The sequence below is a fragment of the Vibrio litoralis DSM 17657 genome, assembly GCF_000426765.1.
Classification (GTDB): domain Bacteria; phylum Pseudomonadota; class Gammaproteobacteria; order Enterobacterales; family Vibrionaceae; genus Vibrio; species Vibrio litoralis.
Genome location: NZ_KE384567.1, coordinates 464,393 through 489,845 on the forward strand (window position 1 = coordinate 464,393; position 25,453 = coordinate 489,845).

26 protein-coding genes are annotated in these 25,453 nt (G+C 43.3%); 13 read left to right on the forward strand and 13 right to left on the reverse strand.

All coding sequences use genetic code 11. From position 1 onward, the window contains the following. Window positions 1-3: 3 nt before the first annotated feature. The 5 genes from K358_RS0115830 to mlaF are packed head-to-tail and all read right to left on the reverse strand — an operon-like array spanning window position 4 to window position 3,103. Entirely contained in the window at window positions 4-321 is a 318-nt protein-coding gene (locus tag K358_RS0115830; protein WP_038150271.1) for an STAS domain-containing protein, read from the reverse strand. Then, window positions 321-965: a phospholipid-binding protein MlaC gene (gene mlaC / locus K358_RS0115835; protein WP_027697727.1), complete on the reverse strand. Its 645-nt coding sequence runs from the start codon at window positions 963-965 to the stop codon at window positions 321-323. The genes K358_RS0115830 and mlaC overlap by 1 nt, the downstream gene beginning before the upstream one ends. A 14-nt stretch (window positions 966-979) precedes the next feature. After that, entirely contained in the window at window positions 980-1,456 is a 477-nt protein-coding gene (gene mlaD / locus K358_RS0115840; RefSeq protein ID WP_027697728.1) for an outer membrane lipid asymmetry maintenance protein MlaD, read from the reverse strand. A 26-nt stretch (window positions 1,457-1,482) separates the two neighbouring features. Beyond that, window positions 1,483-2,259, reverse strand: a complete 777-nt coding sequence (mlaE, locus tag K358_RS0115845; protein ID WP_156888766.1) for a lipid asymmetry maintenance ABC transporter permease subunit MlaE — start codon at window positions 2,257-2,259, stop codon at window positions 1,483-1,485. A gap of 43 nt (window positions 2,260-2,302) precedes the next feature. After that, window positions 2,303-3,103, reverse strand: coding sequence for a phospholipid ABC transporter ATP-binding protein MlaF (gene mlaF / locus K358_RS0115850; RefSeq protein ID WP_027697730.1), 801 nt, complete (start codon window positions 3,101-3,103; stop codon window positions 2,303-2,305). Between the two features lie 283 nt (window positions 3,104-3,386). Between mlaF and K358_RS0115855 the strand changes: the two genes are divergently transcribed. The 12 genes from K358_RS0115855 (at window position 3,387) to mgtE (ending at window position 12,936) form a co-directional block, all read left to right on the forward strand. Next, entirely contained in the window at window positions 3,387-4,352 is a 966-nt protein-coding gene (locus K358_RS0115855) for a calcium/sodium antiporter (protein ID WP_027697731.1), read from the forward strand. 113 nt (window positions 4,353-4,465) lie between these two features. Then, on the forward strand, window positions 4,466-5,437 hold the full coding sequence (gene kdsD / locus K358_RS0115860) for an arabinose-5-phosphate isomerase KdsD (RefSeq protein WP_027697732.1): 972 nt from the start codon (window positions 4,466-4,468) through the stop codon (window positions 5,435-5,437). Beyond that, window positions 5,437-5,994 carry a 3-deoxy-manno-octulosonate-8-phosphatase KdsC gene (gene kdsC, locus K358_RS0115865; protein WP_027697733.1) on the forward strand — a complete coding sequence of 186 codons (558 nt, stop codon included), beginning with the start codon at window positions 5,437-5,439 and terminating at the stop codon, window positions 5,992-5,994. Before kdsD ends, kdsC begins: the two co-directional genes overlap by 1 nt. Next, window positions 5,994-6,557 (forward strand): LPS export ABC transporter periplasmic protein LptC, encoded by a 564-nt coding sequence (gene lptC / locus K358_RS0115870; RefSeq protein WP_027697734.1) that lies wholly within the window; start codon window positions 5,994-5,996, stop codon window positions 6,555-6,557. The genes kdsC and lptC overlap by 1 nt, the downstream gene beginning before the upstream one ends. Next, window positions 6,538-7,050, forward strand: coding sequence for a lipopolysaccharide transport periplasmic protein LptA (gene lptA / locus K358_RS0115875; protein ID WP_027697735.1), 513 nt, complete (start codon window positions 6,538-6,540; stop codon window positions 7,048-7,050). Before lptC ends, lptA begins: the two co-directional genes overlap by 20 nt. A 2-nt stretch (window positions 7,051-7,052) precedes the next feature. Further along, the gene (gene lptB, locus K358_RS0115880; protein ID WP_027697736.1) at window positions 7,053-7,778 is read left to right on the forward strand and encodes an LPS export ABC transporter ATP-binding protein; all 726 of its coding nucleotides are present in this window, start codon (window positions 7,053-7,055) and stop codon (window positions 7,776-7,778) included. Window positions 7,779-7,960: 182 nt separating this feature from the next. Continuing rightward, the gene (locus K358_RS0115885; RefSeq protein ID WP_425315041.1) at window positions 7,961-9,394 is read left to right on the forward strand and encodes an RNA polymerase factor sigma-54; all 1,434 of its coding nucleotides are present in this window, start codon (window positions 7,961-7,963) and stop codon (window positions 9,392-9,394) included. A gap of 63 nt (window positions 9,395-9,457) precedes the next feature. After that, window positions 9,458-9,745 carry a ribosome hibernation promoting factor gene (gene hpf / locus K358_RS0115890; RefSeq protein WP_027697738.1) on the forward strand — a complete coding sequence of 96 codons (288 nt, stop codon included), beginning with the start codon at window positions 9,458-9,460 and terminating at the stop codon, window positions 9,743-9,745. Window positions 9,746-9,747: 2 nt separating this feature from the next. Continuing rightward, complete coding sequence (gene ptsN / locus K358_RS0115895; protein ID WP_027697739.1) at window positions 9,748-10,197, forward strand: PTS IIA-like nitrogen regulatory protein PtsN; 450 nt, start codon at window positions 9,748-9,750, stop codon at window positions 10,195-10,197. Further along, window positions 10,194-11,078, forward strand: coding sequence for an RNase adapter RapZ (gene rapZ, locus K358_RS0115900; protein ID WP_027697740.1), 885 nt, complete (start codon window positions 10,194-10,196; stop codon window positions 11,076-11,078). Before ptsN ends, rapZ begins: the two co-directional genes overlap by 4 nt. Further along, on the forward strand, window positions 11,075-11,404 hold the full coding sequence (locus K358_RS0115905) for an HPr family phosphocarrier protein (protein ID WP_083962845.1): 330 nt from the start codon (window positions 11,075-11,077) through the stop codon (window positions 11,402-11,404). The genes rapZ and K358_RS0115905 overlap by 4 nt, the downstream gene beginning before the upstream one ends. Before the next feature lie 161 nt (window positions 11,405-11,565). Beyond that, window positions 11,566-12,936 (forward strand): magnesium transporter, encoded by a 1,371-nt coding sequence (mgtE, locus tag K358_RS0115910; protein WP_027697742.1) that lies wholly within the window; start codon window positions 11,566-11,568, stop codon window positions 12,934-12,936. Window positions 12,937-13,230: 294 nt separating this feature from the next. Here mgtE and pmbA read toward each other — a convergent pair whose 3' ends face one another. Further along, complete coding sequence (pmbA, locus tag K358_RS0115915; RefSeq protein ID WP_027697743.1) at window positions 13,231-14,574, reverse strand: metalloprotease PmbA; 1,344 nt, start codon at window positions 14,572-14,574, stop codon at window positions 13,231-13,233. 123 nt (window positions 14,575-14,697) lie between these two features. On the opposite strand from pmbA, the gene yjgA reads away from it, so the two are divergent. Next, on the forward strand, window positions 14,698-15,219 hold the full coding sequence (gene yjgA, locus K358_RS0115920; protein WP_027697744.1) for a ribosome biogenesis factor YjgA: 522 nt from the start codon (window positions 14,698-14,700) through the stop codon (window positions 15,217-15,219). 334 nt (window positions 15,220-15,553) lie between these two features. On the opposite strand, the gene tldD is transcribed toward yjgA, so the two are convergent. The 7 genes from tldD to mreC all read right to left on the reverse strand — a co-directional run bounded on the left by tldD (window position 15,554) and on the right by mreC (window position 25,395). After that, window positions 15,554-17,002 carry a metalloprotease TldD gene (gene tldD, locus K358_RS0115925; protein WP_027697745.1) on the reverse strand — a complete coding sequence of 483 codons (1,449 nt, stop codon included), beginning with the start codon at window positions 17,000-17,002 and terminating at the stop codon, window positions 15,554-15,556. Between the two features lie 7 nt (window positions 17,003-17,009). After that, entirely contained in the window at window positions 17,010-17,834 is an 825-nt protein-coding gene (locus K358_RS0115930) for a carbon-nitrogen hydrolase family protein (RefSeq protein WP_027697746.1), read from the reverse strand. A gap of 33 nt (window positions 17,835-17,867) precedes the next feature. Further along, window positions 17,868-21,818 (reverse strand): YhdP family protein, encoded by a 3,951-nt coding sequence (locus K358_RS0115935; protein ID WP_051241347.1) that lies wholly within the window; start codon window positions 21,816-21,818, stop codon window positions 17,868-17,870. A gap of 11 nt (window positions 21,819-21,829) precedes the next feature. Continuing rightward, complete coding sequence (gene rng / locus K358_RS0115940; RefSeq protein WP_027697748.1) at window positions 21,830-23,299, reverse strand: ribonuclease G; 1,470 nt, start codon at window positions 23,297-23,299, stop codon at window positions 21,830-21,832. Window positions 23,300-23,351: 52 nt separating this feature from the next. Further along, a complete protein-coding gene (locus K358_RS0115945; protein WP_051241348.1) occupies window positions 23,352-23,951 on the reverse strand; it encodes a Maf family protein in 600 nt (199 codons plus the stop codon). An 81-nt stretch (window positions 23,952-24,032) separates the two neighbouring features. Continuing rightward, window positions 24,033-24,521: a rod shape-determining protein MreD gene (gene mreD / locus K358_RS0115950; RefSeq protein WP_027697750.1), complete on the reverse strand. Its 489-nt coding sequence runs from the start codon at window positions 24,519-24,521 to the stop codon at window positions 24,033-24,035. After that, a complete protein-coding gene (gene mreC / locus K358_RS0115955; protein ID WP_027697751.1) occupies window positions 24,514-25,395 on the reverse strand; it encodes a rod shape-determining protein MreC in 882 nt (293 codons plus the stop codon). Before mreC ends, mreD begins: the two co-directional genes overlap by 8 nt. Window positions 25,396-25,453: the final 58 nt, after the last annotated feature.

Sequence of the window (25,453 nt, forward strand, 5' to 3'; positions counted from 1 at the left end):
TTTTTAATCGTCGGTAACTTGAATATGCTCAGCAAATAGTTCATCAATATTGCTAAGTTTAAATAATGTGTATAGCTGACTTGGCATAAAGGTCAGCATTATATGACAATTTTGATTTTTTGCATGCTGTAATAAATGAATAAGCATTGCCATGCCTGCAGAATCCACTCTATCGAGCTCTTTTAAGCATACTTCATATTGCGCAATTTGTGGCTGCCACGCTTGTAGCTGAGACCACAGCTCGGGTACAGTATCACGAGTCAATTGACCAATGATAGAGGCGCACTGCTCTCCTTCCTCTCGCCAATGACGACTCTGCACTATTTTTTACCTTCAAAAACAATGTCTTTTTGTGCCAACTGAGTTAACTCTTTGGTCACTGCTGGAATGCCATCTTGACGAATTTTTGTATTCCATTCCGATTGTTTGCTTGAAAGGAGACTGATCCCTTCTGCTACCATGTCGTAAGCTTTCCACTCACCGGTCTTGGTATTTTTCAATAAGGTAAACTCAAGTTTAATATTTGGACGGCCGTTATCAATGATTTCAACTGGAATAGAGAGAATGCGAACATCATCGTTAACCGCTTTCTCTTGTGCAAATTGAATGGTTTGATCAGTATATTGCGTCAAAACTTGCGCATAAGAAGTAATTAAATAAGCACGAAACTCTTGAATAAACTCGCCTACTTCTTTCTTATCAGCCCCTCGCAAGTTCGGACCAAGTAATTTTAGTGCCGTATATTGATAATTGACGTACGGCATCATTTCTTGTTCTACGATGGTTTTTAAGTAGTTCGGATCTGCTTGCACTTTCGGCTGTTCGGTTTTAAGTCGATCAAAAGTTTGCTCTGCAACCGAATGCATCATTTTATAGGGATTGCTGCTATCAACGGTTGCGGCATTCACACTAAAAGCCCCCCCCATAAACGCCAACAGTAACGCTGTTTTTCTTAACCAAGACATACCTAACTCCTGTATCACTCAGACTCTTTGCTGCTATATAAAAACTGGCCAATTAAATCTTCTAACACTAACGCAGACTTAGTGTCTTCAATAAAATCGCCATCCATTAAGGTACTGCTCATTCCTTCCATCACAAAGCCTGGTACTAGGCTAATATATTGTTCGCCAATTAAACCTGAAGTTAAGATCTGCGCGCTTGAAGTATCTGGATATTCACCAAATTTTCGGCCAATCGACATACTAACAACCGGAATGTAGTTCTGGGTATCTAAGCTGATGTCAGTGACTTGCCCTACTACTACACCACCCACTTTTACCGGAGAACGAACTTTCAAGTTACCAATGTTATCAAAGCGCGCTTTCAAGGTATAACTATCACTTGGGCCAATACTGGTGACATTCGCCACTTTAAACATCATCACTAAAATCGCAATGACGCCCAATAAGACAAAGCTACCTACCATAAATTCTAAACGACGATTTGTTTGCATGATTTACTTCCAATATAAATTCAAAATCAATGACCGAACATCAAGGCAGTCAGAATAAAATCTAGCCCTAATACCGCTAATGAAGAATGTACAACCGTGCGAGTAGTGGCGCGGCTAATACCTTCTGATGTAGGGATGCAATCATAGCCATTAAATAATGCAATCCAGATGATGGTTATCGCAAACACCATACTCTTAATAACACTATTACCAATATCGTAACCAAGGCTGACTGAAGATTGCATCGCCGACCAGTAACTCCCCGCATCAATTCCTTTCCATTCTACGCCGACGATCTGTCCACCCCAGATACCAACCGCCATAAAGATCATAGCCAGTATCGGCATTGAGACGACACCAGCCCAAAAACGTGGCGCAACCACTCGACGCAACGGATCAATCGCCATCATTTCTAGGCTAGATAATTGCTCAGTCGCTTTCATCAAACCAATTTCAGCGGTTAACGCCGAGCCCGCTCGCCCAGCAAACAATAATGCGGTCACCACTGGCCCTAACTCACGCAATAGCGACAGTGCTACCATTTGACCTAAGCTGCCTTCTGCGCCGTAGTCCACTAATATAATGTAGCCTTGTAAGCTCAACACCATGCCAATAAATAAGCCTGACACAATAATAATCGCCAGAGACTGCACCCCAACGGCGTAGAGCTGTTTAATAAATAAAGGAAAGTTTTTCCTCAATTGAGGCTTACCAACAAGTGCGCCCCACAACATCAAAGAAGCTCTTCCCCAAGCTTCTGCTAAGCCAATTGTACGAGCGCCAATTCGGGCGACCTTATTGATTATAGGATGACTGTCTTTTACAGGATCACGGTTTTGCTCTGGTTTATTCACAACCCAATATATCCTTTTCAATTGGTGAAGCAGGAAAATGGAACGGAACTGGGCCATCTTCTTTTCCAGTCAAAAACTGTTGTACACGCTCATCGGTACTCTGATGAAGCTCACCGGGAGAGCCTTGAGCAATGACTTTACCGTTAGACAATAAATACACGTAATCGGCAATACTCATTACTTCCGGCACATCATGGGAAACCACAATCGAAGTCACGCCAAGCGCATGGTTAAGGTTTTTGATCAGCTCCACCAGCACGCCCATGGTGATAGGATCTTGTCCGACAAACGGCTCATCATACATAATTAAATCAGGATCCAGAGCAATAGCTCTCGCCAACGCGGCTCGCCGAGCCATACCACCAGAAAGTTCACTTGGCATTAATTGCGCCGCCCCTCGTAATCCAACCGCTTCCAGTTTGAGCTTTACTAGGGTGGCAATTAAAGATTCATCCAGTTCGGTATGTTCCCGCAAAGGAAAAGCGACATTATCGAATACATTCATATCGGTAAACAAAGCACCAGATTGAAATAGCATGCTCATTTTCTTACGAACTTGATACAGACGCTGGCGGCTTAAAGCAGGAATATTGTCACCATCAAACCATATCTCGCCTTGGTCTGGTGAAATTTGGCCACCAATTAAACGCAGCAATGTCGTTTTACCAATCCCCGATGGCCCCATAATGGCGGTGATCTTTCCTTTCGGGATCGACAAATTCACATCATCAAAAATCACTCTTTGATTACGCTGAAACGTCAGAGACTTTATCGATACCAATTCCGCTGTCATAACTTCCCTTTATAATCACTAACAAAAGCAATACATTATCGCATAATAAGCACATTACATCTTGAGTTCAAAACAATGCATCAAATAAGCTTAAAATCCGCATTGTTTATCTGCCTTTTCATATAAAATAGAGACAATTCATTAATTAATACATCAAGAGACTTTCTTTTTGCTGCTTGAAACGTCAAAATTACGCCCCTTATATTGAGGATAGCTAGCTTGTACCTTAATCTACTCAATATTTCGTTCACTTTTTAATTCACTTTCATAAACAGGAATCATCATGTTACTTGCGGTTGTATTACTCGTTGTTGGCCTTGCACTATTAGTATGGAGTGCTGATAAGCTGGTTTATGGCTCAGCAGCCGTTGCAAAGAACATGGGCATCTCCCCACTAGTCATCGGCATGACTATCCTAGCAATGGGCTCATCGGCACCTGAAATGATGGTATCTGCCACGGCGGCGCTGGAAGGCAAAACCGATACCGCAATTGGTAACGTACTAGGTTCAAATATTGCCAACATTGCGCTTATCTTAGGGATTACCGCAATGATTAAGCCGCTATCGATCAGCTCAACGATTTTGCGTCGTGAATTGCCATTAATGATCATCGTAACCTTGATCGCTGGTGCATTAATGTGGGATGACTACTTAGGCTTTACTGAAGGTCTTGTGTTAATTGCTTTATTTGCCGCCTTTATTTTGGGTATGCTTAAAATTAGCCAGAATGAAAAAGGTACAAAAGATATCTTGTTAGAGCAACAAGAATCCGAAATCCCTGATGGCGTTGATAATAAAATTGCCATATTTTGGGTAGTCGTCGGTTTAATTTTATTGCCGATAGCCGCCGATTTATTAGTAGATAACGCGGTAATCATTGCCAAATACTTCGGCATGAGCGACTTAGTGATAGGTTTGACTATCATCGCCATTGGTACCAGTTTACCTGAACTTGCAGCGTCACTCGCTGGCGTTCTTAAAGGTGAAGATGACATGGCTGTAGGTAACATCATCGGCTCGAATATCTTTAATATTTTAGCAGTCATGGGCATTCCTGCGCTCATTAACCCCTCGGTATTAAGTGAATATGCTATGAACCGAGACTTTTGGGTCATGCTAGGCGTATCATTACTACTTGTTATAATGGCTCTAGGCAAATCTCGTAGTATTAACCGCACTGAAGGCGGGATATTATTGCTGTGCTTTTTAGCTTATCAAGGCTATCTGTTTTACAATATCAGTGCCTAAAACAAGAAATTGCGAACAGGCGGCCACACAGTCGCCTTTTTTATTGAATTATCGTTAACTCACTAATTAATAGTGCCGTTAAGTACAATCTCCCCAGACTAGGAATAACATTGATGTCGACTTCTTTTGATTACCGCTCTGTTGCCCAAGATGTTTTATCAATTGAAATGCGAGGCCTACAACAGCTAGCGCAGTATTTTAATGACGACTTCCAACACGCTTGCGATATGGTTTTAAACAACCAAGGCAAAGTTGTGGTAATGGGTATGGGTAAATCAGGTCATATTGGTAACAAAATTGCTGCCACTTTAGCCAGCACAGGTACTCCTGCATTCTTCGTACACCCAGGAGAAGCAAGCCATGGTGATCTGGGCATGATTGGCTCTGATGACATTGTATTAGCCATCTCAAACTCTGGTGAGTCTTCTGAAATTCTCGCGCTTTATCCAGTACTCAAACGTCGTCATATCCGTATTATTGGCATGACTGGCAAACCAGAATCTAACATGGCCACACTGGCTGACGTCCACCTACAAATCACCGTACCAGAAGAAGCCTGCCCACTGGATCTGGCACCAACATCAAGTACGACTGCTACCTTAGTGATGGGCGATGCCTTTGCGGTCGCGTTAATGAAAGCACGAGGTTTCACCGCTGAAGATTTTGCACTATCGCACCCAGGTGGTGCGTTAGGCCGTAAATTACTACTGAAGCTGTCTGACATTATGCATTCAGGTGCCGCACTACCAACGGTAGGTCAAGATGCTTTGATTCGTGATGCTTTGTTAGAAGTGTCACAAAAAGGGCTTGGCATGACAGCAGTTGTCGATAAAGATATGACGCTACTTGGCATTTTCACCGATGGTGATTTACGCCGCTTACTCGATCAACGTATTGATGTTCACACCACGCCTATCAGCCAAGTAATGACTAAGAACCCAACCGTTGCAACACCAAATCTACTGGCGGTGGAAGGGTTAAATATCATGCAAGAAAAAAGTATCAATGGCTTAATGCTATGCCAAGATGGTAAATTAGTCGGTGCACTGAATATGCATGACTTATTAAAGGCTGGAGTAATGTAATGAGCCAAATGACACCTACCCCATACGGACAAGCTCCAACGACTATCATGAATATAGCCAAAAACATCAAATTATTAATCTGTGATGTCGATGGCGTATTCTCAGATGGCTTGGTGTACATGGGTAATCAAGGTGAAGAGCTCAAAACCTTTCACACTCGCGATGGCTATGGCGTTAAATCATTGATGCAAGCTGGGATTGAAATCGCCATTATTACCGGTCGACAATCTCAAATCGTTGAAAATCGCATGAAAGCTTTAGGCATCACGCTTATCTATCAAGGCCAAGATAACAAACTTATCGCCTATGAAGATATTTTGAGCAAGCTAAAGGTTTCACCACAGCAAGTTGGTTATATTGGGGATGATCTGATCGATTGGCCTGTAATGGAAAAAGTAGGCTTACAAGTCTCCGTTGCCGATGGCCACCCGTTGTTAGTGCAACGCGCCAATTATGTTACCCATATTAAAGGCGGTCACGGAGCGGTACGTGAAGTGTGTGATTTAATTTTACAGGCGAAAGATGAACTCGAAACCTATCAAGGGCTCAGTATATGATGAGCTTATCTAAACTCATTTATCTACTGCTCTTTTTTGTGGCATCTTGGTCGGCTTATTATCTTTATGAGCAATCGGCAGATGACGTAGAGCTGATTGCACCGAGTTTAGAAGCGCCGCTGTTTATCGGTAAGAATCTCACTAATACTACTTATGATATTGATGGGCTGCGTAATTATAAAATGTACTCGGACTCTTTAGAGCACTTTGCGCAAGATGGCCACACGATATTTTATAAACCTAAGTTGGTGGTTTACCGCGAAGGCAGCACTGAAGAATGGGTCGTTACCTCGGATAGTGCGGTGTTATCAAAAGATCACCTATTAACACTACAACATAATGTGGTAGCACGTAATGTGATTGAAGGCGCAAGCTTTGATCGCATGACCACAGAAAAAATGCTTATTGATTTGAATAGCAAGGATTTTTCAACCGACACTACTGTCACAATGGTTGGGCCACAATTTACAAATATTGGCAACGCGATGAAAGGTAACTTTGATACCAACCTCGCCACGCTTTTTAATCAAGTGCAAGGTACCTATGAAAATATTACACCGTAGCTCTTTATACCTTAGTGTATTGTTTTGCTTATTCGCTTCAGCTTCATCATGGGCACTGACCAGCGATCAAGAACAGCCGATCCATATCAGCTCTGATAGCCAAGATTTGGATATGAAAACCAACAAAGTTACGTTTACTGGCAATGTGAAACTGACTCAAGGCAGCATTGTGCTAACTGCTGATAAATTGATCGCTTTCCGTAATACAAAAACTGGTGAACTCACCGAATTACAAGGCTATGGTAAGCCATCTCACTTTTCACAAAAAACCGATGAAGGCAAATTGTTAAAAGGTCAGGCAAATACCCTAGTGTACAACGTTGCCAGAGATCAACTTGTGATGACTACCAACGCAGAACTACACCAAGACGATAGCGTTATCAGGGGAAAAGAGATCACTTACCATATTTCCAGCCAAAACTTAAAAGCAAGTAGTGGTGATGGCGAGCGAGTATCAACGGTTATTCAACCTGCGCAATTGGAACAAAAATAATTATGGCGACTCTTAAAGCAGAAAAACTGGCTAAAACTTATGGCAACCGAAAAGTCGTCAGTGATGTAGGCTTAGAAGTAAAATCAGGCCAAATTGTCGGCTTACTTGGGCCTAATGGAGCAGGTAAAACCACCTCTTTCTATATGATTGTGGGCCTAGTCTCTCGTGATGAAGGCACCATCAGTATTGATGAAACCGACATCAGTATTCTGCCGATGCACCAACGTTCTCGTATGGGGATAGGCTACCTACCTCAAGAAGCCTCGATCTTTCGCAAATTGTCTGTCGAAGACAACATCATGGCGGTACTGCAAACCCGTGATGAGCTAACCAAAGCAGATAAGCAAGATCGTTTAGAAGAACTGCTCGATGAGTTTCATATTCAGCATATTCGTAAAAGTGCCGGGATGGCGCTTTCTGGTGGTGAACGTCGCCGTGTTGAAATTGCTCGCGCATTAGCGGCAAACCCGAAATTTATTTTATTGGATGAACCTTTCGCTGGGGTCGATCCTATCTCGGTTATCGACATCAAAAAAATCATTGAACACCTACGTGACCGTGGTTTAGGCGTATTGATCACCGACCACAACGTACGTGAAACATTAGATGTATGTGAGCACGCCTATATTGTGAGCCAAGGCCACTTGATCGCCAACGGTACTCCAGAAGAAGTATTGAATAACGAACAAGTGAAGAAAGTATACTTAGGTGAACAATTCCGCTTATAACAGCTCTTTAGCGCCAACTTGAATGATGTGAGCGAAGGAATCGCCACTATCGACGTCGCCACACTATCGATTTAGATACTAAGCATCATTCAAGACACCATGAATAGGGATATTCCAGAACAAAAGGCTCTGAGTATTGCATGAAGTCATCATTACAACTTAAGTTTGGTCAACAGCTTTCCATGACCCCTCAGTTACAGCAAGCGATACGTTTGTTGCAACTTTCTACACTCGATTTACAACAAGAAATCCAAGAAGCGCTCGATTCCAACCCGCTATTGGAAGTCGATGATGAATTGACTGAACAAGCTGACGACGTCAATCAAAATAACGACTCAGCGGAACATACTCAACAAGACACCACCAGCGCGCAGGAAAATGAGCTTGAAGTACCAGATAGCACTGAGCATATTGAACAATCAACCATTAGCGATGAACTTAGCATTGATGCGAGCTGGGAAGATGTCTATAGCGCTAACACTGGCAGCACAGGCATAAATAGCGACGACGAACTCCCTATCTATCAAGGTGAAACTACACAAACGCTACAAGACTACCTAGAGTGGCAATTAGAGCTCACCCCTTTCAGCGATACCGACCGCACTATAGCGCTGGCTATTCTCGATAGTCTCGATGAATACGGCTATGTCACCGAAAGTTTAGACGATATACAGCAAAGTCTTGGTAACGATGAAATTGAACTCGATGAAATTGAAGCGGTACTTAAGCGCATTCAACAGTTTGATCCACTCGGTGTCGCCTCACGTAACCTTCAAGAATGCTTATTACTGCAACTGGCTATTTACCCGAAAGACACCCCTTGGCTCGATGAAGCTAAAATGGTGTTACACAATTATATTGATTACCTAGGTAACCGAGATTACAAACTCATCTGTAAAGAAGCTAAACTGAAAGAAGATGAGCTAAAACAAATTTTAACCCTGATTCAGCAACTCGATCCAAGACCGGGTAATCATGTCGGCGGAGATGATATCGAGTATGTCGTGCCAGATGTCTCAGTGTTTAAAGATAAAGGAAAATGGACCGTTACTATCAACCCCGACAGCGTGCCACGCTTAAAGGTTAATCAGCAGTACGCCGCCTTAGGCAAAGGCAATAGTAACGATAGCCAATATATACGTACCCATGTTCAAGAAGCCAAATGGCTGATTAAAAGTTTAGAGAGCCGAAACGAGACCTTGCTCAAAGTTGCTCGTTGTATAGTTGAACATCAGCAAGATTTCTTTGAACATGGTGAAGAAGCGATGAAGCCAATGGTTCTCAACGATATCGCACTCGATGTCGATATGCATGAATCAACGATTTCTCGTGTAACAACCCAAAAATATATGCATACACCAAAAGGAATTTTTGAACTTAAATACTTCTTCTCAAGCCATGTCAGCACTGAAGCTGGAGGTGAATGTTCATCAACCGCGATTCGCGCTTTAATTAAAAAGCTCGTCGCCGCTGAAGATATCAAGAAGCCATTAAGTGATAGTAAAATTGCAGCCCTTTTAGTTGAACAAGGAATACAAGTAGCAAGACGAACGGTCGCTAAATATCGTGAATCGCTCGGCATTGCGCCTTCTAGTCAACGGAAACGTCTACTCTAGGTCTATTGATCTAGGATAGGCAGTACTCAAGTGATTTGAGTATCTAACTAAAGAGGAAAGTTTATGCAAATGAATATTACCGGGCACCACGTCGACTTAACCGATGCGTTAACCGAATATGTGAACACCAAATTCCAAAAGCTAGAACGCTTCTTTGACCATATCAACAACACGCATGTGGTATTGCGTGTTGAAAAGTTAGATCAGATCGCAGAGGCGACACTGCACGTCAACCAAGGTGAAATTCATGCTTCCTCGCAAAGTGAGAACATGTACTCCTCAATTGATGATTTAGTCGATAAACTCACTCGACAACTCAATAAACACAAAGAGAAACTAAGTAGTCATTAACTATGCAATTAAATGAAGTATTGTCACTGAGCTGCACTAAAACCGCAGTTCAGTGCACTAGCAAAAAACGTGCACTCGAAATCATTAGTGAAATCGCAGCGCAAAATAGTGGCCTAGATTCAAATCGCTTATTTGAGTGCATGTTGTCTCGTGAAAAAGTAGGAACCACAGGTATCGGTAACGGTATCGCCATTCCTCATGGCCGCATGCTAGATAGCGAACAAGCCATTGCAGTCTTACTACAGTGCGAGCAACCAGTCGATTTTGATGCGATTGATAACCGCCCTGTCGATATTCTCTTTGCACTACTCGTGCCAGATGAACAATGTAAAGTTCATTTGAAAACCTTGTCATTGATGGCTGAAAAGCTCAACGACAAAGCAACATTAAAGCAGTTACGCCATGCTCAAACCGACCAAGATCTATACAATATTATGGTTGGTACTGAATGAATACGGACCAGTCTAAACCATTACATATCACCATAGTCAGCGGCCAATCAGGCGCAGGTAAAAGTGTGGCTTTGCGCGTATTGGAAGATCTTGGCTATTATTGCGTTGATAACCTTCCGGTGAACTTACTGGATGAGTTTGTCGCCTCGGTTCGTAGTAGCAAACAAAACGTTGCAGTAAGCATTGATATTCGTAACCTGCCGCAAGATCCAACCGCGGTGTCGACTACGCTGCAAAACCTTAAGCAATCGTATGATGTTAACCTGCTATTTTTAGATGCCGACCAGTCTACTTTGCTCAAGCGTTACAGCGAAACTCGTCGCTTGCATCCGCTTTCTATGCATAAAGAAAAGCTCTCTCTTGAGCAAGCGATTCAATTAGAGAAAGACCTACTGCTTAATCTAAAAGAAGAAGCGGACTTAGTGCTGGATAGTAGTAACCTGTCTTTACATGAATTAAGTGAGACGGTACGAATCCGCGTACAAGGTCGCGACTCTAAAGAATTAGTCATGGTCTTTGAGTCATTTGGCTTTAAATATGGCTTACCGAATGATGCCGACTACGTCTTCGATGTGCGCTTTTTGCCTAACCCTCACTGGGTGCCAGAGTTAAGACCGCTAACCGGATTGGATCAGCCCATTATCGATTTTCTTGCCGCAGAGTCCGATGTTCTCGAATTGCAATCGAGCATTGAAGGCTTCATTAAACAATGGCTACCGCTATTAGAGAAAAATAACCGCAGCTACTTAACCGTTGCAATTGGTTGTACTGGTGGTAAACACCGTTCTGTCTATATCACTCAACAACTTGGCGAGCATTTCAAAGCGCTGGGTCATCAAGTGCAAATTCGCCATACTAGCCTAGAGAAACATCACTCATGAGCCAACAGACTGAACACCAAAAGACTGAGCACCAACAGGCCGATCACCAACAGACTAAGTGCCAACAAACCGTATTAATTCAGAACCGCTTGGGGTTACACGCTCGAGCGGCAATTAAGTTGGTTGAATTGGCACAAAGTTTTGATGCAGTCATCACCATCAGCGCCGATGATCGTGAAGTGACTGCCGACAGTGTCATGGGGTTATTATTGCTTGATTCGGCGCAAGGTCAGTACATTGATATCACAGCAGAGGGCAGCCAAGCCGAGCAAGCCTTATCCGCCATGTGCGCATTAATTGAACAAAAATTTGATGAAGAAGAATAAATAGCCATTCATCAAATTTTAATTTTCCCTTCTAGTCTTTCTTTTAAAGCAAAAATACCACTCTCAAAGCACTATAAGCTATGACATTTACCATTAAATTAGGCTAATATTCACACCTTAAATATTATAGATGTCATTCAGGTGTATTTAGGAGGCGTGTCATGGCTGAAAAACTAGAGTTTGAACTCACCCATCAAACCCTCCAAGAAGTAAACGAAGCCATTGATGATGGTCGTTTTGTCCATGTTCGTCGCCAACTGCAAGACATGGAACCTGAGGATATTGCACACCTTTTAGAAGCCTCTCCGCATAAAAGCCGTGACGTACTCTGGCAACTGACCGATCCTGAAGATTACGGTGAGATCCTTGATGAGCTTTCTGAAGACATCAAAGATAGCATCGTCTCAAAAATGGCCCCAGAGAAACTGGCCGAAGCCACCGAAGGCATGGACACCGATGATGTCGCCTATGTCTTACGTAGCTTACCTAATGATGTGTCACGTGAAGTCCTTGACCAAATGGACTCAGAGGATCGCGAACGCGTCGAAACCGCTTTATCCTACTCCGAGGACAGTGCCGGTGCGTTAATGAACACTGACGTTATCACTATTCGTAGTGATGTTGATGTCGATGTCGTCTTGCGTTATTTACGTATGAAAGGCGAATTACCTGAAGCCACCGATGCTTTATATGTAATTGATAGTGAAAGTAAATTAATTGGTAACTTATCTTTGACTTCACTCATTACATCACAAGTCGATACTCCTATAACCGAGTTAATGGAAGATGCGGATGAAGCGATTTCAGTCGATACCAGCGCGACGGATGTTGCTAGCTTGTTTGAACGTCGTAATTGGGTATCCGCGCCGGTTGTTAACGAAGAAGGTCAATTAGTAGGTCGTATCACTATCGATGACGTGGTCGACATTATCCGTGAAGATGCCGAACACTCAATGATGAGTATGGCGGGTCTAGATGATGACGAAGATACCTTTGCCCCAGTGGTAAAATCGGTGCGTCGCCGTAGTATTTGGCTTGGTGCTAATGTACTGGCGGCACTAGCGGCAGCTTCAGTATCCAACATGTTTGAAGGCACCTTGGCTCAAATGGCTTCGGTTGCTGTGTTAATGACCATCGTACCTTCAATGGGCGGAGTTGCCGGTAACCAAACCGTGGCACTAGTTATTCGCGGCTTAGCATTAGGTCATATCGGTAATACCAACCAACGCTCATTACTATTAAAAGAAGCAGCAATTGGCCTCCTCAATGGCTTACTATGGGCCTGTATTATTGGCGGTATCGTGGTGCTTTGGAAAGGCAGCCTAGTGCTTGGCATTATCATGGCCGTTGCAATGCTCGCCAACTTGCTGGCCGCAGGTATTGCAGGGGTGAGTATTCCAATCTTACTGAAAAAAATGAACATCGACCCAGCACTCGCGGGAGGAATGGCGCTAACTACCGTTACCGATATGGTGGGATTATCAGCTTTCCTAGGTCTTGCGACCTTGATGATTAAGATGAATATGATTTAAAACGAGGCTCGTTTCTCGGGCGCTTCGCTGCTAGTTTCTCGAAAAAGCAGTTTCGGTGCTCGTTGCTTGGACGCTACGCTGCTCGTCTATCGAGAGAATCAATTTAGCACCGTCATACCAAAAGTGAGGGACGAACTGTTTGGAATATCCTATAATTATTGGAGATCCTGAACTGCGCTCCAACGTCGCTTTTCAGGATGACGGCTTTTTCCCCAGAAACTAGGAACTCGTAACTAGGAACCGCTCTTTCATCTTTTCCTAGCCACGAGAAACGAGCACTCGAGAATCGCTTATCTATTCCCCCGCAACCTTCATCGAATCAATCAAAATTGATCCAGTCTGAATTTGCGAACGGGTTTCCACATCCGTGCCGACTGCTGAGATATTGTTGAACATATCTTTCAAGTTACCGGCAATGGTGATTTCGGAAACTGGATATTGAATTACACCATTTTCTACCCAGAAACCTGCGGCACCGCGTGAGTAATCACCCGTTACCATATTAACGCCTTGTCCCATCAATTCAGTCACGATAAGCCCAGTACCCATATCTTTGACAAGCTGACCAAAGTCCTGACCCGTTGAGTCAACAAACCAGTTATGGATACCGCCAGCATGACCAGTTGGAGTCATGTTCATCTTACGTGCCGCATAGCTAGTTAAGAGGTAGGTCGATAACACGCCATCACTAATAATTTGTGCATCTTTGGTGTAGACACCTTCGCTATCAAACGCGCCCGATGCTAAACCGCGAAGTACATGCGGTTTTTCAGCGATATTAAACCAGCTCGGTAAAATTTGGGTATCTAAGCGGTCAAGTAAGAAAGAGGATTTACGGTAAAGATTACCACCGCTGATCGCCATCACTAAGTGGCCAAGTAAACCGGTTGCTACATCGGCTTGGAATAGAACAGGAAATTGCCCGGTTTTCACTTGGCGTGCATCTAAGCGGTCGATGGTTTTCTTGGCAGCTTGTAAACCTACACTTTCTGGCGTCCATAGATCATCTTTATGGCGTGCAATGGTATAACTGTAATCACGCTCCATTTCACCGGTTTTACCCGCACCAATCACGCTACAGCTCAAACTGTGACGACTTGATGCATTACTCACGAGTAAGCCATGGCTGTTGCCGTACACTTTTATACCGTAATGGCTATCGTAACTTGCGCCATCACTTTGCTTGATCTTGTCGCTGTATTCTAATGCGGCTTGCTCAGCGCGAATTGCCATTTCAGAGGCATAATCAGGGTTTGGTTCATCAGGGTGGAAAAGATCCAAATCAGGGATCTCTTTCACCATTAATTCTTTTGGTGCCGGTCCTGCGTAAGGATCAGGAGAAGTAAACTTAGCAATATCTAACGCAGCGGCCACGGCTTTTTGAATCGCATGGTCACTCAAATCAGACGTTGATGCGCTGCCTTTACACTGACCACGGTAAACGGTAATGCCTAATGCACCGTCACTATTGAACTCAACATTTTCAACTTCACATGCATGAGTCGTGACACTAATACCAGTGGTTTTTGTGATCGCAACTTCTACCGCATCGGCGCTGACTTTCGCAGTCTCCAACGCTTTTGCGACGGCGGCTTCCAATTCAATTTTTTGCTGTGCGATTTGCTGTTTTGCGTCCATATCCACTCTTATCTAATTTATTTCACTATTATTACCTCTAGGATAACAAGAATTTCGCTTTCTCCCCATAATTCTTGCTAAAATAGCCCAATAAGATTCTCATATTAAGAGTAAGTAGAGATTATGGCTCGTAAAAACCAAAAAGCACCTTGGGAAGAAGAAGAGGAAATCATCTGGGTAAGTAAAACCGAGATGAAAGAAGATATGGAAGCCCTACAAAAATTGGGCGAAGAGTTGGTCGGTTTGAAACCGTCTTCCTTGGATAAATTTCCATTAGATGATGATCTACGTGAAGCGATTGCTAATGCGCAACGTTTTAAAAACGAAGCCAAGCGCCGCCAGCTGCAATACATTGGTAAGCTAATGCGTCAAATCGATCCTGAACCGATTCAAGCGGAACTCGATCGCCTACGCAATAAGCACTCGCAAGCAACCGCTGAACTGCACAAGCTAGAAGAAATGCGTGATCGTATCATTACTGAAATCGATCCTGCGATTGAAGAAGTCATGGACCAACATCCAGAAGCGGATCGTCAACGCTTACGCCAACTAGCACGCCAAGCGCAAAAAGAAAAAGGCGGCAATAAGCCACCGAAAGCGTCGAGAGAGATTTTTCAGATCTTGAAAGCGTTGAAAGAGCTTTAAAAGATAAAAGAAAGTTGCGAGTAGCGAGTGCGCTTCGCTTCGCTTCGAGAGCCGAGTAAAGACAAAAAAGCAGTTCTGAAATCTCAGACTGCTTTTTTTGATCTTGTTTCTGTATACCGGAGACAAGTACGATCTTTACACGCTACTCACAACACGTCACCCGCAACCATGCCTTTAGCTCCCGATCGCAACATCCTCGAATCTCGATAAATCCCAAAGCACCTATCGAGCTACGAGAAACGCAGTGTCCGAGACTCGAAAACACACCGTGATGCGAAATTCGTCCAGCAACCGCCCCTAGAAACTAGGGACTAGAAACGCTTTTTCTTTTCCTCTACTGCGTCCCGCCCACCGTAATCGAGTCTAACTTCAAGCTCGGCTGACCTACGCCTACTGGCACACTTTGACCAGCTTTACCACACACGCCAACACCTTTATCAATCGATAGATCATTACCTACCATTGAAACTTGCTGCATCGCTTCAATACCTGAACCAACTAATGTTGCGCCTTTAACTGGTCGGGTAATTTTACCATCTTCAATTAAGTAAGCTTCTGAGGCTGAGAAGACAAACTTGCCAGAAGTGATATCGACTTGACCACCACCAAAATTAGGCGCATAAAGCCCTTTCTTGATCGTAGAAATGATTTCTTCTGGAGTATGCTCACCTGGCAACATGTAGGTATTAGTCATTCGTGGCATAGGTAAATGAGCATAAGATTCACGACGTCCGTTACCGGTTGGTGCGACGCCCATTAAACCTGCATTATGCTTATCTTGCATGTAACCTTTTAATACGCCATTTTCAATCAGAGTATTGTATTGACCTTCAACACCTTCATCATCGATATTCAATGAACCGCGTAGATCTTTCAAAGTGCCATCATCGACGATTGTACATAAATCCGATGTGACTTTTTGGCCCAGCTTGCCAGAGAACACTGATGACTCTTTACGGTTAAAGTCACCTTCTAAACCATGACCTACCGCTTCGTGCAGTAGTACACCAGGCCAACCTGAACCTAATACCACAGGCATCGTACCCGCTGGTGCTTCATCAGCTTCTAAGTTAACCAGTGCTTGACGAATCGCTTCATCAGCAAAGTGAATCGCTTGAGTTTTACCGTCTTCCATTGTTTGCATGAAAGCTTGATAACCATAACGACCACCGCCGCCTGCGCTACCACGTTCACGACGCTCGCCACGTTGGACCAAGACCGAAATAGATAAACGTACTAATGGACGAACATCGCCAGCATAAGTGCCATCGGTTGCCACAACAAGCACTTGCTCATACACACCACTAATGCTCACCGACACTTCTTGAATTAACGGCTCTTTGCTACGAATGTAGGCATCAATTTGTTTTAACAGCTCAATTTTCTGCTGTTTATCTAGGCTTTCTAGTGGATTAATCGCTTGATAAGTTTGTGGTGTTACGCTGCGAGTAAAGGCTTTGACTTGGGCATGTTGGCCTTGCTGAGCAATACCACGCGCCGCAATCGCACTTTGTTGTAAGCCATTAATATCGATTTGATCAGAATAAGCAAAACCGGTTTTCTCGCCGGCAATCGCTCGGATACCAACACCACGTTCAATGTTAAACGAGCCATCTTTAATGATGCTATCTTCTAATACTAATGACTCATGCCAGCTAGACTGAAAGTAAATATCCGCATAATCAATATGGCGAGTGGCAATGCTCGCTAATGTTTTTTGAATATCGCTATCGGTTAATCCCGATGGCGCTAATAATTCGCTTTCTACCTTAGTAAGTGTCATAGGTACTCTATTGTTTGGATTTTAATTGACGGACAAATCGAGCGTGTTGCATCACGGGCATGCTTTGTCGAATGTCTTGGTTGATCTTGGTATCAATGGTAACGGTTATATAGCCTGCTGTCTCGGGTAAACATTCAACTATCTGCCCCCACGGATTGATCACCATCGAGTGTCCCCAGGTTTGGCGACCGCAAGGATGAGTTCCGGTTTGTCCTACTGCCACGATCCAACATTGGGTTTCAATGGCACGCGCGCGTAATAAAGGCTCCCAATGGGCTTTACCAGTGACATAAGTAAAGGCGGCAGGAACCACAATCACATCAGCACCGTCTCTGCTTAATTGCTGAAACAATTCAGGAAAACGTAGATCATAGCAAATAGAGAGCCCAAGGTTAGCAAAGGGGGTTTGCGTAACAACCACTCGCTCACCAGCTAAAAAAGTTTCTGATTCACGATAGCGCTGATGATCATCTCTGACATCCACATCAAACATGTGTAGCTTATCGTAATCCGCTTGCAGTTCGCCCTCAGAGGAAAACACCAGACAAGTGGTTTTGACATTATCACTGACCCGAATAGGAAAGGAGCCTACCACCAGCCAAATGCCATAATCACTGGCTAATTTCGCTAGAGCCGATTGTAGCGGCCCTTTAACTAAAACTTCTGCGTGTTGATGATAATCTTCTCGATGACCAAAAATAATCGCATTTTCTGGCAAGACGGCCCAATCAACTTGTTGGTTTTGCATCGCTTGTAGTTGCTGTTCAACAAATGCCAAATTACCTTGAGGATCTGGCCCCGAGGTCATTTGAATTAGCGCGACTTTAGACATATTCACACTCCTTGTGAAACCTACTTCCACTGACTATTTAGACGATTTTTCCAACTGGTACTCACCACGACTACGCGAGATTTCTTTTACTTCTGGTGCGTCCAATGGACCTTTCACCGAATACTGAACCTTGGTAAATACATCAACAACGGGTGACAGTACTTTAGTAATAGCAAAAATTGCCACCGCCGTTTGAGGGGCAACAGCAAAAGCCGCCACCAAAGGCACGCTCGAGGTTAAGTCAGGAGTAAAGGTTACTTCTGCATCCACTAAACGAGTATTCAGATCCGCCTGTCCTTTTAGCATTAAGTCGCCAGCGGAACCATCCATTTCAAGATCGTTAGTGACAAAGATCCCGCGCTTGATGTCACCACTACCTTTGATGGAATCGAATGTCATGCCGTCATCAAACACGCCAGTAAAATCTAGCTGCATCTTACGCACGATAGAATCTAAACTGAACAAGCCTAATAAACGAGCTGCACCATTGACATCGGTGATCACGCCATCTTTAAACTCAGTTTTTAAATGGCCATTTAAAGTATCGGTTTTCACTGACCAAGGCGCACCATCCCAATTTGAACTCATTGAAAGATCAAAGGACGCTTTTTGAATACCAGAGTTAATCCCAAAGCGAGCCATCACCTCGGAGTTATTCTTACCGGTTAAGCTCAAATCAAAATTCGAATGACTCTTCTCACCAGATAATTCCCACCAGCCTTTTGCCTGCAAGTGATTTGAGCCAGTTTTAAAATCCAAGTTTTTCCAAACAAGCTTATCTTTATCACGTTGCAGTTGCATATCAACGGTGCCGACTTTATAACCTTGCAGCCATAAGTCGCCAATTTTCAGTGATAGATTCGGCATATATTGGTGGAATTGACGATCAAACTCGCTGATTAAAGGTTCATCTTCGGCTTTACCTGAAATCAGTTGAGCATCTTGAGTTTCTTGCTTGTTGTCCCACTCAGGAACAAAAATATGTACTGATTTTAGATCTAGGCTTAAATCCTTTTTATTTCGGTAATGACCACTACCGACAATTTCACTACTCGATAAATTAAGCTGCCAATCTTGCGGCTTATGGATCGCATCAAACTTAACCTGATGCCAATCTAAATCGCCAAGCACCAAGGTTTTAGTATTAATACTAATCACTTCTGGTACAGGTATCGCTGGCATATCAATACTTGTCGCTTGAACTTGTTGGCTATCGGCTTTATCACCGTTTGTAGCGGCTGAACTCTTAACAGAATGATCCGTAACAAGTCGACCTGCGTCGACCGGTTTAATATTTAATGCATGGTCTTTATCCATCGCAAAATCAAACCATTCATCGGCATTAAACTTATTGGTGTTGATTGATAAGTAATGGCCACCAATCGGACTCACTTTAAACTCGCCCCGACCGACAATTAAGTTAGTGGCACTTAACACTGGCGTTTTGGGGCGAATATCAATATCTGCCTGATACTTCACATTAGGAAGGGTTATTCTCGCATTAACCGTTTCTTGGTTACCGGCAGCTTGTAGACGGCCTTGACCTTTAATGCCAAGGGCTTTACCTAGTGGCGCTGGATACTTACTGGTTAAAAACTCTAAATCCGCATTACCATCAACCTGATAAGTAAAACCAATATCATTTAAATGTAAATCGACTCCTAAATTCCACGGCGCATTCCCCGCTAAAGGTTTCAACCAAGTCGACTCCACTTGTTTTTTCAGCTCAGGAATATCGGTGTCACCTATCACATCAATCTTCACCGCATAGCCTTGACCTTGGGTATGACCATTAAAATCCAATGCAATAGATTGATTTAGCAAGTTGGCTTTTAAGCCTGAACCGGTCACAACATCATTTTTAAAATCAATTTTGCCGCTTGCTTTTTCAAGCTGAATCGACGGAGTTTGTACCGCAATCGGGTTATCTTTTAGCTGCGCAAAACCACTCACATCCGGGTCACTACCGTCAAATGGAATGTTTAAGCTAAACTCGGCATCGACGGGCCCTGAAACTTGCACCGCCGTTAGAGCTGCTCCGACCGAATCCACCAGCGGTGTTGAGGTCATATAGTCACGAACCGCTTCGCCATCCGCTTGTGCTTTAGCATTGATTTCAATATGTCCGTCTGAATCCAAATCAGGGATCACCCCATCAATATGGCTGGCATGTACATCCATTAATGTGGCGGAATCAGATCTTAAGTACATGCTGGCATTTTCAAACAACAAATCGAGCTGTAAATCAGTAATTGCCGGCCATGCAGTATCAAAGCTGAAACGTGCATTTTGTAGCGGTACTTTCGCTTGGAAAACCCCTTTATGATTGAGATAAGGGAAATCGTTTAACGAGCCATACCAAAGAATTTGAGCTGTTTTCGCAGTTCCGCCTTGAATTGCAGCGGAAAGGTAATCGGTTAGATCTCGTCCCAGCGCTAAAGTTGGTAAATAGCGCCATGTTTCACCTGCCTTTTTAGCGTCAGCTTCAACATACAAAGATAAAAATGGCGATTGATCATCAGGAAAATCTAATTCAAATTCACCAATTGCAGATAAGTCTGAATTTGATACTTCAATTTTATCAGCCCAAAGCTTCCAACCAGTTTGATACTTTTGCCATACCAGATTGATCTTGCTTTGCTCGATATTAAGAGGCGCTTGGAACACATCGCCATAAGGCACCACATCATCTTGTAATGTCGCCTTAATCGAAGCGTTATTCGCATCACCCGCCACGGTCGCGGAAAGCTTATTAATGCCAGGTAGCAGATCCCACTGCTTTATTGCCACTTTGTTTAGTGAAGCGGAATACGTCATCTTGTCAATTTGCTTAGGTATATTGACGCGAATGTCTTCAATCGAACCGGTGGGTTGTAATTTATCCAGCCATTCCATTGAGCTATTTTGACTTTTCAGTACACCAATCAGAGGGGTTAAATTTTCAATATCTAAGCGAGATAAATTCAACGCTTGATGATCAGGCTGCCAATCTAAAGCAAATTGAAATTGCGGCCACTTACCATCATTGGTCTTGATTAAAAAGTTAGAACCTAAGATCTTCCAACCGTCAGCGCTCGGTTTAAGATTCACCACACCATGATCAATATCGAGTTGATGTTGATTATCTTCACTACCCCAAATTAAATGAGAGGGCTTTAATTCAACTAACGCATCGGTTGGTTCACCTTGTTTTAGGGTTAACCATGAATTTAAGCTGACTCGACCAGAATCGATAGTGGTCGACTCTTTAACATACTGCGGCATCCATGGGGTCACACGGATATTTTCTGCTGAAACAAAAAACTGCCCATCGAGATAACGTAAGTTCCCTTGCTCACTAAAGTTAGCGATCACAGAAACCTTGTTTAGATTGGCGCCAGCAATACTTACCACACCTTCTACTCGGTGTTGATTACCGTTATTCTCCCAGCGCAAATTATCAATATCGACGAGACGAATTTCACCATTGAGCGCTAGATATTGAATACTAGAATCAACTAAAGAAAATTCACCGAGTTGGCGTAAGAATAGATTTTGTACGTTTTTTAGAGAGTTATCTGAAGCATCAGACTGTGGCGTTGCCTTTTGATCTTTTTCAGGGATTAAAGGCCAGCGGCTAAGATCGGCACGCAACCCTTCAATTTTGATATCAGCTAATTTAGGTTGAAGATGAATTAAGGATTGAATCAAGTCGATTTCGGCATCAGCGCGATTAATCGTCACAATTGGGATTTGCTCACCCGGCAAAAAAACTTGCACATGCTTTAATGCTAATGCCGGTGTAATATTTCCCCAGTAACCGCGAATCGATTCAAATTGAACCTCAACGCCTGTAGATTTCAAAACTTGAGCTTCAATCTCATCACGATAATGATCAAGGCTAGGGAGAAACAGACGCAGCAAAGTGACGCTAACCGCCCATACCACCGCTATCGTTAATACTGTCCATAATAAAATCCGCCACAGGCGCTTAGGCAAGGTCACTCTCTTCTCCGCTACATCATCACAACGTCAAACTGCTCTTGAATATACAAAGGCTCAGCATGAATTTTAACTTCTTTTCCAATAAACACTTCGAGCTCACCTAATGCATGTGATTCTTCACCTTGCAAGGCTTCCGCAACCGCAACCGCGGCATACACCACAAATTTGTCGGCATCATAAGCACGGTTAACTCGAGTCACTTCTCGCAGAATTTCATAGCAGATGGTTTCAACGGTCTTCACCGAACCGCGACCTTTACAAGTAGGACACCCCGAACATAGGACATGTTCAATACTTTCTCGGGTACGCTTGCGGGTCATTTCAACCAAACCAAGCTGAGTAAAGCCATTAATGTTGGTTTTCACTCGGTCTTTCGATAATGCCAACTCTAGCGATTGAATGACACGACGGCGATGCTCATCTTCGAGCATATCGATAAAGTCGATAATAATAATACCGCCAAGGTTACGTAAACGAAGCTGACGAGCGATCGCTTGAGTCGCTTCAATGTTGGTATTAAAGATGGTTTCTTCTAGATTACGTCGACCGACGAATGCACCGGTATTAATATCCACCGTGGTCATCGCTTCCGTCTGGTCGATAATCAAATAGCCACCAGATTTCAATTCCACTTTACGATCTAATGAACGCTGGACTTCATTCTCGGTGTCGTACATATCAAAAATCGGTTTATCACCATGATACAGCTCTAGTTTGTCGGTTAAGTTAGGCACAAACTCGGCGGTAAATTCCAGCAAAGTTTCATAGGCTAAACGTGAGTCGACCTGAATACGGCTAATCTCTGTACCAACAAAGTCACGTAAAATACGCTGCGCTAAACCGATCTCACCATACAGCATCGACTTGGTTTTATATTTACTACGACGCTCGTTGATCTTATTCCACAAACGTTTTAGAAAGGCGGCATCTTGAGCCAATTCTTCAGTATCCGCCCCTTCGGCTGCTGTGCGGATAATAAAGCCACCATTTTCATCACAATAAGGCAATACGGTTTGTTTTAGGCGGTTACGTTCAACTTCATCTTCAATACGCTGCGATACACCAACATGAGCGGCTCCAGGCATAAAGACTAAGTAACGTGAAGGCAAAGTAATGTCTGTAGTTAAGCGTGCGCCTTTGGTGCCTAGTGGATCTTTGACCACCTGCACCACCAAATCTTGACCTTGGCGAACCAATTCGGCGATATCTCTTACTTGGAATTGTTTCTTTTCATTTTCTGCCACACACTCGGTGTGAGGAACAATATCTGAGGCATGTAAAAAGGCTGCTTTATCTAAACCGATATCCACGAAAGCCGCTTGCATACCGGGCAATACTCGACTGACTTTGCCTTTATAAATATTGCCGACAATACCGCGACGTGATTCGCGTTCAATGTGGACTTCTTGCAATAGCCCCCCTTCAATCATTGCGAGTCGGGTTTCACTAGGGGTGACGTTGATCAGTAATTCTGCACTCATGATTGTGCCTCATAAATTTTGGTCGCTAATAATGAATTAGCTAAGATAAATTCTAAAGATATTGCTTCAATAACTCATCGGTCTCATATAAAGGTAGCCCCATTACAGCATGAAAGCTGCCATCAATGCGGGAAACAAAACGGCCACCAATACCTTGAATGCCATAGCCACCGGCTTTATCGCACGGCTCGCCAGTTTGCCAATAAGTTTCAATTTCTTGTTCCGTTAAAGACTTAAACCATACATCAGTTATCACTACTTTAGTGTGATGTTCAGTAGAAGTTGCGACAGTCACAGAAGTCATGACTTGATGCTTTCGATTAGATAGCGCCTGCAACATGCGTAGACAATCAGCATAATCGTTTGGTTTTTCGAGCACTTGCTCATCGATAACCACGATTGTATCAGCCCCTAAAACAGGCAGTTCTGAGGCTTCTGCCATAGATGAAATAAGCTTCACGCCCGCTTGGGCTTTTTCACGAGAAAGGCGTTTTACATAATCGACAGGAGATTCGTTGGCTTGTTTCTTCTCTTCGATATTAGGAACCACAATATTGAATTGGTAGTCAAGTTGAGTGAGAAGTTCTTTACGTCGAGGGGAACCTGAAGCCAGGTAAAAATCAGAATGCTTTGAATCAGAAGAGTTAGACATGCGGCCTCGCCAGTGAAAGTTGTTTGTATCAAAGTAGCAGTGCGGATAGATGTGCAACCAACAGCACTGCAGCTTCAAATCCTATCGCATGTGCCAGTGTCGTCTCACTCTTCTCAAAAGTAAGAACATCCACGGCCATAAAATGCAGTTAATAAGACCCGACCATAGAAGATGAGAATTAAAATCGATATCTTTTATTAAAAACTCGCCGAAAAACTCAAGGAACTCAGCGAGTACTGTTAACCCCCCAATCACGACACCTTGTTGCCACAATGCCATATTACGTAATACTTGGAAGTTTAGCGCGACTAGGTATGCAGTAATCGACATTACGATACCATGAGCCCCTAAAGTCGTACCAATCACCAAATCCCAAAGTAGGCCTAAGATCAACGCAGAACCAACATTAACCCGATGTGGTAAGGCTAATATCCAGTAACTAGAGACTAAGATAAGCCAGCTTGGTCGCATCATTTCAAATGGGCCAGGCCAAGGCACAGCTTGCAGAATAAGAGCAATAAAAAAGGATACCCAAATAATTAACTTGTTTCTAAATAAGTGATTAGTCATTACCAATCGCCTCTTCTTCCGTTAATTCGATAGTTTGAGCTTGCTTTTGACGCTCTTTATCTGGCCACACCAGTAATAAATAACGTAGACGATCAAATGCAACGACAGGTTTAGCCGCAATTTCAGAAAAAGTAAGGTGGTTATCATTGCTAACGCTCGTGACATAAGCGACGGGGTAACCTTCCGGATAGCGACCAGCCAAGCCAGAAGTCACTAATAAGTCACCAGTTTCAATATTAGTGCTTGTGGGTACGTTTTCTAATTGAATGGAGTCAATATCGCCATTGCCAGATGCAATGACACGAATATCATTACGTAGCACTTGAACCGGAATAGAGCTATTACTATCGGTTAATAACAATACGCGACTGTTATGGGCTGATACATTGATGACTTGGCCGACAATACCTTTTTCGTTAATGACAGGCTGCCCTTCATAAACACCATCAGTACGGCCTTTATCGATCATAACTTGATGACGATAAGGTGATGAGTCAACCGCCATCACTTCTGTCACCACCTTACGCTCATCTCTCACATAAGGAGAATCAAGCAATTCTCTCAAACGAATATTTTCTTGCTTGTATTGCTCAAGTAGCAACAAGTTACTCTTCAAGCTAAGAACTTCATTTTTTAAAGCACTGTTGGTTTGCACCAAGGTTTTCATACTATTTAAACGTTCGTACATTCCATCAAACATGCTTCTTGGTAAATTCGCCGCATATTGAATTGGCGCTACCGAGCTATTGAGTAAATATCGAACATTTGAAAAGGTATCTAAACGACTATCAGCCAGCATTAAGCCGGCTGATAAAATCAGTGCGAAAAATAAACGCAGTTGTAAAGAAGGGCCGCGGCCAAATATCAATTTCATGCAGTTAAATTGTTATATCTATCCATATGGATAATTCCCAAATAATTGAAGTTGCAAT

Excerpts from the sequence above, each read along its gene's own strand:
- yjgA (WP_027697744.1), top strand. The coding sequence starts at position 14,698 with ATGGCTCGTAAAAACCAAAAAGCACCTTGGGAAGAAGAAGAGGAAATC.
- K358_RS0115905 (WP_083962845.1), top strand. The coding sequence starts at position 11,075 with ATGAGCCAACAGACTGAACACCAAAAGACTGAGCACCAACAGGCCGAT.
- K358_RS0115855 (WP_027697731.1), top strand. The coding sequence starts at position 3,387 with ATGTTACTTGCGGTTGTATTACTCGTTGTTGGCCTTGCACTATTAGTA.
- kdsC (WP_027697733.1), top strand. The coding sequence starts at position 5,437 with ATGAGCCAAATGACACCTACCCCATACGGACAAGCTCCAACGACTATC.
- kdsD (WP_027697732.1), top strand. The coding sequence starts at position 4,466 with ATGTCGACTTCTTTTGATTACCGCTCTGTTGCCCAAGATGTTTTATCA.
- mreC (WP_027697751.1), bottom strand. The coding sequence starts at position 25,395 with ATGAAATTGATATTTGGCCGCGGCCCTTCTTTACAACTGCGTTTATTT.
- mlaF (WP_027697730.1), bottom strand. The coding sequence starts at position 3,103 with ATGACAGCGGAATTGGTATCGATAAAGTCTCTGACGTTTCAGCGTAAT.
- lptA (WP_027697735.1), top strand. The coding sequence starts at position 6,538 with ATGAAAATATTACACCGTAGCTCTTTATACCTTAGTGTATTGTTTTGC.
- lptB (WP_027697736.1), top strand. The coding sequence starts at position 7,053 with ATGGCGACTCTTAAAGCAGAAAAACTGGCTAAAACTTATGGCAACCGA.
- mgtE (WP_027697742.1), top strand. The coding sequence starts at position 11,566 with ATGGCTGAAAAACTAGAGTTTGAACTCACCCATCAAACCCTCCAAGAA.
- lptC (WP_027697734.1), top strand. The coding sequence starts at position 5,994 with ATGAGCTTATCTAAACTCATTTATCTACTGCTCTTTTTTGTGGCATCT.
- tldD (WP_027697745.1), bottom strand. The coding sequence starts at position 17,002 with ATGACACTTACTAAGGTAGAAAGCGAATTATTAGCGCCATCGGGATTA.
- rng (WP_027697748.1), bottom strand. The coding sequence starts at position 23,299 with ATGAGTGCAGAATTACTGATCAACGTCACCCCTAGTGAAACCCGACTC.
- mlaD (WP_027697728.1), bottom strand. The coding sequence starts at position 1,456 with ATGCAAACAAATCGTCGTTTAGAATTTATGGTAGGTAGCTTTGTCTTA.
- mlaC (WP_027697727.1), bottom strand. The coding sequence starts at position 965 with ATGTCTTGGTTAAGAAAAACAGCGTTACTGTTGGCGTTTATGGGGGGG.
- K358_RS0115945 (WP_051241348.1), bottom strand. The coding sequence starts at position 23,951 with ATGTCTAACTCTTCTGATTCAAAGCATTCTGATTTTTACCTGGCTTCA.
- rapZ (WP_027697740.1), top strand. The coding sequence starts at position 10,194 with ATGAATACGGACCAGTCTAAACCATTACATATCACCATAGTCAGCGGC.
- hpf (WP_027697738.1), top strand. The coding sequence starts at position 9,458 with ATGCAAATGAATATTACCGGGCACCACGTCGACTTAACCGATGCGTTA.
- K358_RS0115885 (WP_425315041.1), top strand. The coding sequence starts at position 7,961 with ATGACCCCTCAGTTACAGCAAGCGATACGTTTGTTGCAACTTTCTACA.
- pmbA (WP_027697743.1), bottom strand. The coding sequence starts at position 14,574 with ATGGACGCAAAACAGCAAATCGCACAGCAAAAAATTGAATTGGAAGCC.
- mreD (WP_027697750.1), bottom strand. The coding sequence starts at position 24,521 with ATGACTAATCACTTATTTAGAAACAAGTTAATTATTTGGGTATCCTTT.
- ptsN (WP_027697739.1), top strand. The coding sequence starts at position 9,748 with ATGCAATTAAATGAAGTATTGTCACTGAGCTGCACTAAAACCGCAGTT.
- K358_RS0115930 (WP_027697746.1), bottom strand. The coding sequence starts at position 17,834 with ATGTCTAAAGTCGCGCTAATTCAAATGACCTCGGGGCCAGATCCTCAA.